The 6,451-nt window shown below is 43.8% G+C and carries 6 protein-coding genes and 1 pseudogene; 5 read left to right on the top strand and 2 right to left on the bottom strand.

The window, feature by feature from the left end:
- Together ACKPEB_RS09755 and ACKPEB_RS09750 are read left to right on the top strand one after the other, a co-directional pair.
- A partial coding sequence (locus ACKPEB_RS09755; protein WP_408964686.1) for a hypothetical protein occupies positions 1-239 on the top strand: 239 nt, incomplete at its 5' end.
- A gap of 49 nt (positions 240-288) precedes the next feature.
- Positions 289-558: a hypothetical protein gene (locus ACKPEB_RS09750; RefSeq protein WP_408964685.1), complete on the top strand. Its 270-nt coding sequence runs from the start codon at positions 289-291 to the stop codon at positions 556-558.
- 54 nt (positions 559-612) lie between these two features.
- Here ACKPEB_RS09750 and menB read toward each other — a convergent pair whose 3' ends face one another.
- Positions 613-1,446, bottom strand: a complete 834-nt coding sequence (gene menB / locus ACKPEB_RS09745) for a 1,4-dihydroxy-2-naphthoyl-CoA synthase (protein ID WP_408964684.1) — start codon at positions 1,444-1,446, stop codon at positions 613-615.
- A gap of 209 nt (positions 1,447-1,655) precedes the next feature.
- Entirely contained in the window at positions 1,656-2,687 is a 1,032-nt protein-coding gene (gene purM / locus ACKPEB_RS09740) for a phosphoribosylformylglycinamidine cyclo-ligase (RefSeq protein ID WP_408964683.1), read from the bottom strand.
- A gap of 475 nt (positions 2,688-3,162) precedes the next feature.
- Here purM and ACKPEB_RS09735 point away from each other — a divergent pair, with 475 nt between their 5' ends.
- From ACKPEB_RS09735 to ACKPEB_RS09725, 3 genes and pseudogenes are all read left to right on the top strand, one after another.
- Complete coding sequence (locus tag ACKPEB_RS09735) at positions 3,163-4,263, top strand: septal ring lytic transglycosylase RlpA family protein (RefSeq protein WP_408964682.1); 1,101 nt, start codon at positions 3,163-3,165, stop codon at positions 4,261-4,263.
- A gap of 236 nt (positions 4,264-4,499) precedes the next feature.
- On the top strand, positions 4,500-6,032 hold the full coding sequence (locus ACKPEB_RS09730; RefSeq protein WP_408964687.1) for a bifunctional pantoate--beta-alanine ligase/(d)CMP kinase: 1,533 nt from the start codon (positions 4,500-4,502) through the stop codon (positions 6,030-6,032).
- A 229-nt stretch (positions 6,033-6,261) separates the two neighbouring features.
- Positions 6,262-6,451, top strand: a pseudogene (locus tag ACKPEB_RS09725) (hypothetical protein); the annotation flags it as partial.

Raw genomic sequence — 6,451 nt, 5'->3', positions numbered from 1 at the left:
ATAGAGATATTATTTCCGCAACGGGAAATACATTACACCCAAACAACACAATTTTTGTTAACGGTTTATATAATTGTGATTATTCCGAAATATCTGAACAATTTACCAATAATGGTTATTATTGTTATTGTGTATCTAATTTTACAGCAAAAATAAAAGAAGTATTAAGTAAAACGGCACTAAAAATCGAACTCAAACCTAGACAGAATAGAAGTTTGCCGATAAAAAACCCGGATTAAGCGATCCCTGACAATAAAAGAAATAGATATTCTTCTTGGGGAACTGAACATGGAGTCTGGAAACTTGATCTCGGTCTGTCGGCATTGCCAAAACTATACACCCGAAGGCCATCGTGGGGGGCATTGTCAGTTGCTTCAAGTTTCAGTCAAAGGCGGGTGGAAGTCATGCCAAATGGCACTCCCCGCCTTTGCTCCATCTTGGGAAACCTTAGAAACCTTGATTCAGTTACAACCCGAAAAATCTCGGTTACGGGATGTGATTTCTTTAGAGTCCCATCGAGTTCATGAGTCAGAAGAGGTAGAATCGCTGTTGGCCTAGTGAAGAGATTGTGGGGACAGGTGATTTTTTGTCCCCACAAGGATAATTTTGGGGTTAGGGAAGCCAAGGATATTGACGGAAATTCGGGCGTCGTTTCTCCAAGAACGCTTGTTTGCCTTCCGTTCCTTCTTCTGTCATGTAATAAAGTAATGTGGCATTTCCGGCTAATTCCTGTAAACCCGCTTGGCCATCACAATCGGCATTAAAGGCAGCTTTTAAACAACGAATGGCAATGGGACTTTTCTCTAAAATTTCCTGAGCCCATTGAATGCCTTCTGCTTCTAATTGTTCTACAGGAACCACAGAATTGATTAACCCCATTTCTAAGGCTTGTTGAGCATTATATTGACGACACAAATACCAGATTTCTCGTGCTTTTTTTTGACCGACAATTCGGGCTAAATAACTGGCTCCAAATCCCCCATCAAAACTCCCCACTTTCGGCCCGGTTTGACCAAAAATCGCATTATCTGCCGCTAGGGTCAAATCACAAATTAAATGCAGGACATGACCGCCTCCAATGGCATATCCTGCCACCAATGCAATCACAACTTTGGGCATAGTTCGGATTAACCGTTGTAAATCTAAAACGTTTAATCGCGGAATTCCAATATCATCAATATATCCTGCATCTCCCCTTACGCTTTGATCCCCGCCAGAACAAAAGGCATATTTACCATCGGTATGTGGCCCTGCTCCGGTGAATAATACCACACCAATATTGATGTCTTCACGGGCATCACAAAAGGCATCATAAAGTTCAAAAACAGTTTTTGGCCGGAAGGCATTACGTTTTTCTGGACGGTTAATCGTAATTTTAGCGATACCCTCGGCTTTGTGATAGAGAATATCTTCGTAGGTTTTGGCAATTTGCCATGTAACAGACATGATGGGTAATTAATAGGGAATAGGGAACAGAGAATTACGAATTACGAATTACGAATTACGAATGGGCAATAGGGAATAGGCAATAGGGAATAGTAATATCAAATCTTTAGATGTTTGCTACGCATCCGTTCCCTGTAGAGACGCGCCATGGCGCGTCTCTACTACAGCAATGGGTAGCACTCTAGCTTATCCTACAATTAGGACATCAATCAATTGACGGGTAATCCGATTAAACCGCCGGTTCCTGATACAACTTCCCCGATGGTATAAGCCAGAATTCCTTGAGTTTCAAACCATTCTCCTGTGGTTTCTGCTTGTTGAGGAGGAACCAAGACCACAAAACCCAGACCCATGTTAAAGGTATCAAACATGGCGGCAGGGTTAACTTGTCCAGCTTGAGCCAACCAGTTAAAAATCGGCAGCACGGGCCAACTATTGGGATAAATTTGAACGGCTTGTCCTTCTCCCAAACAGCGTGGTAAGTTTTCCGGTAAACCGCCTCCGGTAATATGGGCCATGCCATGAATCTCTACACCCTGGCGGATAGCTTGTAAAATTGGTTTAACGTAAATTTGCGTCGGCGTTAAACACACTTCTCCAATGGATTGACCCCCCAAAACTTCAGGACTGTCATTCCAATTCCAGCCGCCATCACTGACGACTTTTCGCACTAAACTAAAGCCATTACTGTGAACGCCACTACTAGCTAATCCAATGGCGATATCGCCGATTTGGACTTGGGAACCGTTTAACATTTGGCTTTTTTCCACAATTCCCACACAAAAACCCGCCATATCATATTCCCCCGGTTGATAAAATCCGGGCATTTCAGCCGTTTCTCCCCCCAGAAGGCTGCATCCGGCTTGTTGACATCCTTGGGAAATTCCGGCGACGACTTGGGTTAATTGTTCACCATCAAGTTTTCCGGTCGCCAAATAGTCCAAAAAAAATAAGGGTTCTGCCCCACAGGTCAGGACATCGTTAACGCACATCGCCACTAAATCAATACCAACGGTGTCATGACGGTTGAGGCTTGTGGCCAGTTTTAATTTAGTTCCTACGCCATCGGTTCCAGAAACGAGGATAGGTTCGTTATACCCGGAAGGGAGGGCAAAACAACCTCCAAACCCCCCTAAGCCCCCTAATACTTCCGGTCGATAGGTTTTCTGGACGAGGTTCCGAATGCCATCAACAAAATCTCGACCTGCTTGAATATCTACACCAGCTTCCCGATAATCCATCTTCTTCGATCCTTGTCTTTCTAAACCCTATTTAAGCAATTTTCGGCTCTATTATTTCCAGTTCTGTCTTCTCGATTCTATGGTAAGTTGTCAAACCTATAAGAAAATTCAATCAAAACTCTATTTTAAAAATTTTCACTAAGTAAGAATCTCTACATCCTTTGATAGATCAGGGTTTGCGCTTAAAACTGAACAGTTTAGTTTGTGAAAAAACACGGCAAACCCCCTTGAGGGAGTGATCCCCAAATTCACAAGTTCGTGTTAGTCTGTTGCAGTTCCTCAAACAAAGGTGAATGCGGAACGAGTGTGAGTTGACGAATTGAATCTCCCAAGATTCGGGTTTTTAACCCAGCATTAAAATCTTTAGCTGTTCAGTTCCTAAACACGAATTGCAAGACTTAATGCTTCCGATTCAGGAGATCTCAACCAGTGTAAAGCTTCAACTCGATCAACCAGCAGTTTTGAGAATAGACTTATGAAGCATCAATTTTGGAGCGGTCTTACAGCAGTTCTTCTTCTGCCGATTTTAAGCATAAGCTCCTCTAGCCACGCTGAATCAACCTCAGCGTTTAACCTTAATCCCTCAGTCAATGAAGGAGAACGTTTAAATCCTCCCAATTTTGTACCCTCAATTCCATTAAAAACACCCTCTGAAGAGATCATCCTATCTGCGACCCAAACTGAACCTGCCGACGTGGTGAAAGTTGGAGAATATCAATCCCAACAAACGACTACAGCCTTTTTACCCGAAACGGTTGCCAAAATCAAAGCTCATGAAGTGAATCAAGAACAAGCGGCAACCCTTTACATTAGGAATATTCCAGTCCTGACCTTTATCCAAAATGCGAACTTTGATCCCAAAGCTAGAACAGCCCCGACGCTTCAACCGATAAAAGTGGGATCTTATTCTAACCGGGCTGACCTGCCGAATCCTAAAACTTCTGCAACGCAATCTGCCATCGCCACTGACCCCGTTTCCCGTGCCACTGCCGTTGCAGCCGAAATTAATCAACTGATTCGCAATAACTTTGATGCCACGACGATTCAAGTTCGATGGGATGAACAACGCCAGCGTTATGTAATTGAAGCAGCTGGTAAAGAACTGGTCGCCATTGATTCACAAACTATTTTGCCGGATACGACCAATGACAAAGCAACGGATGCTTTACAAGCGACTAATCGCATTCGACGCCAAATCGGCAATGCTCCCCCTTTAAATGCAATTGAAGGTTTACCCAAGCCATCTGTTTCAGAGGTCGCCACTGGGTTTTTCTTCAAACGAATCGTGGGTTGGGCATCTTGGTATGGCCCTGGTTTTGATGGAAATCAAACGGCTAATGGAGAAACCTTTAATCAATACGATTTAACAGCCGCCCATCCTTCTTTACCCTTTGGCACAGTCGTACGAGTCACCAATCAAGATAATGGTCAATCCGTTGTAGTACGGATTAATGATCGTGGCCCCTATGCGGGTGGTCGGGTGCTTGATTTATCGAAAGGTGCGGCTCAAGCCATTGGCATGATTAGCAGTGGAGTCGCCCCTGTGCAAATTGATGTCTTGACTCCGAATCAGTAATAGCAGGGAACAGGGAACAGGGAACAGGGAACAGGGAGGAAAAGATTTCTCTGCAAACGGTTTTAGATTCAGTCTATGTCCTAACATCCCAGGCGAGACTGCTATATCAGTGATCACTTATCAGTGTCGGAGTTGGCTATTAACTGTTCATTGTTGATTGATAATTGATAACTGAGTAGAGGCGGGGAGAACCCTGCCCCTACAATTGATAATTGATTACTGATAACTGATTTATGATTCGTCTGTTGACTAGCGTTGCGGCTCTACGGTGTTATCTTCGGGGCTACCGAACCCAAAACCCTGACAAGTTAGTGGGTTTGGTTCCCACTATGGGAGGTTTGCATTTAGGGCATCTGAGTTTAATTCAACGGGCGAGAGCAGAAAATTCGTTAGTTGTGGTGAGTATTTTCGTCAATCCCATACAGTTTGGCCCCCAAGAGGATTTCCAAAAATATCCTCGTGCTTTAGAGGCGGATTTGCAACAGTGTGAACAGGCGGGGGTTGATGTGGTTTTTGCTCCCGAAGTGGAGGAAATGTATCCTTCCTCAATGCAAACGATGGTGATTCCCCCAGCATCGATGATGTCGGGGTTGTGCGGAAAATCTCGACCCGGACATTTTCAAGGGGTGGCGACGGTTGTGGCTAAATTATTCAATTTGGTGCAACCGGATCGCGCTTATTTTGGTCAAAAAGATGCTCAACAAATTGCGATTATTCAACGTTTGGTTCAGGATTTAAACTGGCCGATTGAGATAATTCCCTGTCCGATTATTCGAGAACCGTCGGGACTGGCTTATAGTTCTCGCAATCAATATTTAACAGATGAGGAAAAACGGCAAGCAACGGTTTTGTATCGAGCTTTGCGTCGAGGTGAACAACAATTTCAACAAGGCTGTAAAACGGCTACGGATATTAAACAAATTGTACAAACTGAATTAGAAACTGAACCTGGGGTACAAGTTCAATATATTGAGTTAGTTGAACCGGAGACATTAATTCCGTTGAGTAACCTGGAAACGACGGGGTTATTAGCCGTTGCAGCCCGTGTGGGGACAACTCGGTTAATTGATAATTTGATTTTGCGTCATCGTCAACCGATTATCGCCATTGATGGGCCAGCCGGAGCCGGGAAATCGACGGTAACGCGCAAAATTGCCGAGGCGTTAGGGTTGTTGTATTTGGATACGGGGGCGATGTATCGGGCGGTGACAAGGTGGGTGCTTCAGTCGGGAATTAAGATTGATGATGAACCTGCGATCGCCGAAATTGTGAGTCAATGCCAAATTGAATTAATTCCCGATGGGGAACAACCGAGAACGGTGATTAATAGCCAGGATGTAACGGAGGCGATTCGATCCTTGGAGGTCACGGCGAATGTATCTGCGATCGCGTCTCAATGGGCGGTTCGTCAAGCGTTAGTCAAACAGCAACAAGCGTTTGGTCGTCAAGGGGGAATTGTGGCTGAAGGTCGGGATATTGGAACAACGGTATTTCCCGATGCTGAATTGAAAATTTTCTTAACTGCATCCGTACAAGAACGGGCAAAACGGCGATTATTAGAACTGCACGCTAAAGGCCAAACAGAGATCACTCAAGAACAACTCGAACAAGATATTGCCCAACGGGATCAACTGGATAGTAATCGAGCTATTTCTCCTTTACGAAAAGCGGTTGATGCTGTTGAAGTTGAAACGGATAATTTAACGATTGATCAAGTGATTCAACGGATTGTTCGTTTATATCATGAAACAATTATCAACAAAAGCTAACGTTTTGATCAAAGTATCTTCCGGTTAGCGTCCTTATGAATTAGCATTTGAGAGGTATTCTCGCTCAACCCTCAAAATGTAGAAGATCACGTTTGTCATCAGGGTCTTGACTTTTTATTAAAAATATGGATCTCTAAGCTCTGATTTGCTCGGTGGATTAGTCAACCTTTGAGATGCAGTGTGATCGATTTCAATCCTATAATTTATTTCGGTGTAAAGGAGTAATCTCGTGGCCCAGTATAGTCCTCTATTGCGACAACAGAAAGTTGCTTTATTTGCTCTGATAGCAGCTAGTGCTAGTTTTGCTGTGGGTGTGATGTTACCCGTTAATTTGAGGATGGATCGATCCACTCAACAAAGCCTTTCCGTGAAGTCTTTACCCCATCAAAGGATTGTTCCTAATATTTCTGAAAAACCTC

Source organism: Planktothrix sp., from assembly GCF_046067725.1.
Classification (GTDB): domain Bacteria; phylum Cyanobacteriota; class Cyanobacteriia; order Cyanobacteriales; family Microcoleaceae; genus Planktothrix.
The sequence above is the reverse complement of the archived record's forward strand: the minus strand, read 5'-3'. Positions and strand labels throughout refer to the sequence as shown.

Excerpts from the sequence above, each read along its gene's own strand:
- ACKPEB_RS09750 (WP_408964685.1), top strand. The coding sequence starts at position 289 with ATGGAGTCTGGAAACTTGATCTCGGTCTGTCGGCATTGCCAAAACTAT.
- menB (WP_408964684.1), bottom strand. The coding sequence starts at position 1,446 with ATGTCTGTTACATGGCAAATTGCCAAAACCTACGAAGATATTCTCTAT.
- purM (WP_408964683.1), bottom strand. The coding sequence starts at position 2,687 with ATGGATTATCGGGAAGCTGGTGTAGATATTCAAGCAGGTCGAGATTTT.
- ACKPEB_RS09735 (WP_408964682.1), top strand. The coding sequence starts at position 3,163 with ATGAAGCATCAATTTTGGAGCGGTCTTACAGCAGTTCTTCTTCTGCCG.